The 2,491-nt window shown below is 73.3% G+C and carries 3 protein-coding genes; 2 read left to right on the forward strand and 1 reads right to left on the reverse strand.

Going from position 1 to position 2,491, the window contains the following annotated elements; genetic code table 11:
- A partial coding sequence (locus tag CCN51_RS47485) for a heavy-metal-associated domain-containing protein (RefSeq protein ID WP_143676137.1) occupies positions 1-1,105 on the reverse strand: 1,105 nt, incomplete at its 3' end.
- Between the two features lie 138 nt (positions 1,106-1,243).
- Between CCN51_RS47485 and CCN51_RS47490 the strand changes: the two genes are divergently transcribed.
- Together CCN51_RS47490 and CCN51_RS47495 are read left to right on the forward strand one after the other, a co-directional pair.
- Positions 1,244-1,714, forward strand: a complete 471-nt coding sequence (locus CCN51_RS47490) for a hypothetical protein (protein ID WP_055414058.1) — start codon at positions 1,244-1,246, stop codon at positions 1,712-1,714.
- A 208-nt stretch (positions 1,715-1,922) separates the two neighbouring features.
- The coding region (locus CCN51_RS47495) for a GAF domain-containing protein (RefSeq protein WP_143676138.1) at positions 1,923-2,491 on the forward strand (569 nt) is incomplete at its 3' end.

The raw sequence follows: 2,491 nt of genomic DNA on the forward strand, positions 1-2,491 counted from the left end.
GCCGCCGTAGCGCTCCGCGGTCCATGGCCACCACGCCGCGCAGTGCGAGAAAGCGGCCGAGGCTGGTCGCGAAACCCTCCCGGCCGGCCGGCGGCGCCTTGGGTATGGAGGCCAGCGCCACGGCGAGCCCGCGGCGGGGGCCGGCGAACGGTACGGCGAGGGCGCCGGCGACGGCCCCGGCGCGCATGGACCGCTCCGCGTAGTGCGCGGTGGCGTCCCTGGGGGTCGGTCCGGGCCGCTCGACGATGATCGGCTCGGCGGCCACGTCTCGCGGTCCGTGCACCAGATGCGGTTCGGCCGCCTCCCATGCCTCGCTCTCCGCGTCGGCCTCCCGCCACTGGGCGATGCGCTCGACGGTGTCCAGGGCGAGCCCTCCGCCATGTGTGGCCACGCCCTGGGCCAGCGCGCTCAGCGCGGTCAGGGCCGAGTCGGCCCGCTCCGCGCCGCCGATCGCCGCGGCCAGCCGGCGGACCCGCGGATGGTGCTGGAGCAGGGAGGCCAGCGCGCCCACCTCGGTGGGCAGTTTGAGCCAGGGGGCCAGGCGCAGCGCGGTGGACAGGGTCAGGCCGACGGTGTCCGCGGTCAGCGCGGAGAGGGATTCGGGGGTGCTGGCGCCTTCGGAGGGGTGGTGCGGCTCCGGGCGCCATTCGTCGAACTCCTCGGCCGCGGCGGCGGCTCCGTGCGCTTCGGCCTGTTCGACCAGGGCGACCAGTTCGGATTCGCGCGGCGGCGGGGAGACGAGCGACACCACGACGCGTTCGGTGGGCGCGTTGACCCGCGCCCACCGGACACCGGGGTGTGTTTCGAGCGCCGTCTCCACGCGGCGGCCGACCCGCTCGCCCCCGATGCCGTGCACCCCCCGGACCTCGATATAGCAGCGCCCGGGGTGGGACCACACTCCGCGCTGTGGCAGCCTCGCCAGCCGTCCGACCAGTCCGACCAGTCCGGCCGCGCCACGCACACCGGCGGCCACCCCGCCGGTGAGGGGTCCCAGCAGCGGGGGCGCCAGGGTGCGCGGTCCCGATCGCTGCGACCGTTCGGGCTGTTCCGGTTGTTCCGGTTGTTCCGGTTGTTCCGGCCGGTCTGACCGTGGAGCCTGGGACATCGGCGCGGCCTCCCTGTACGTCGCCCGGCAGCCGCCCCCGTTCGGCGGAAGGCGCCCTGTTCGGCAGAAGATGAATCCCGATTACCCTGAAAAGTGAGGAATTACCGCAAACGTCAACCATGTGTGGACGTGAGATCTGTGAGTACTCCCACCACCACCCGCAAGCGCGGGGCCTCGGACAAGACGAAGACAGCGACCCGGCAGAAGACGACGGCCCGGCAGAAGACGGCGGCCGCCACGAAGAGCACGGCTGCGAAGGCCACGGCCGGTACGGCCGCGAAGAGCACCAAGGCCGTGGCGAAGGCCGGTAAGCCGGTCAAGGCCATGGCGGGCGGCGGCAAGCGGTCCTTCACCGTCACCGTCCCCACAGCGGGACGCATGGCAGGCGGCCTGATGGACGCGGCGCTGCTGCCGGTGGCCGTGGCCCGCCGCTGGCTGCCCGCCAAGGGCGGTCTGCCGCTGTACGTGGGCCTGGGCCTGCTGGGCGCCGCGGACGCGATCGAGTGGCCGGTGGCCGTGGGCATCGGCGTCGGCTACGCGGTCCTGCGCCGCGGCGGCGTCATGGCACCCCCGTCCACCGGCCGCCGGACCATCGCCCAGGCGGCCTGAAGGCCCCTGTTCGGACGCTCCGCCCGGCGGACCGGCGCCGTCCGGGCCCCGGTCCGTCGGGCGCGGAGGGTCACCCCGCGCACCAGGACGCGGTTTCACCAGCACCGGCACTGCCCGCCACCCCCCGTTACCCTTTCTGCTGGCATATGCCCCTCGTTGGGGGGAAACTTGAATCCCGAAAGAGAGCATTCCTCGGGGAAGTGATGAAGTGCCGGTCAGCTGGGACGACACCGCCGTCCTCACCGATGCCCATGACCGCTTTCTGGCGGGCAGACTTGTCAGCCGCGCCGTACGTCCGACGATCCTCAGCTCCTGGGAGCGCTGCCGGTCGCTGGGCATCGCCGCCGACCAGGTGGACGTGCTGTACCACACGGAGCTGGACCTCGGCGGCAGCCTGACCGAGGCTGCCCAGCCGGTGCTGGACCGGCTCGAGTCCCAGGTCTCCGGTATCCGGGTGAGCGCGGTCCTGTGCGACCAGGACGCCCGGGTGCTGGAGCGCCGGGTCGGCGAGCACTCGCTCAACCGCTTCCTCGACTCCCTGAATCTCGCCCCCGGCTTCGGCTTCTCCGAGGAGCTCACCGGCACCAACGGCATGGGCACCGCGCTCGCGGCCCGGCAGCCCGCCTTCGTATGCGGCCGGGAGCACTTCGCCGACATCATGCGACAGTTCGCCTGCGCAGCCGCCCCCATCCGCGACCCCTTGAGCGGGCGCGTCCTCGGCGCGCTCGACCTGACCTGCGACCACCGCCACGCCGATGTCTCGATGCTGGGCCTGGT

Source organism: Streptomyces milbemycinicus, assembly GCF_002154605.1.
Taxonomy (GTDB): domain Bacteria; phylum Actinomycetota; class Actinomycetes; order Streptomycetales; family Streptomycetaceae; genus Streptomyces; species Streptomyces milbemycinicus.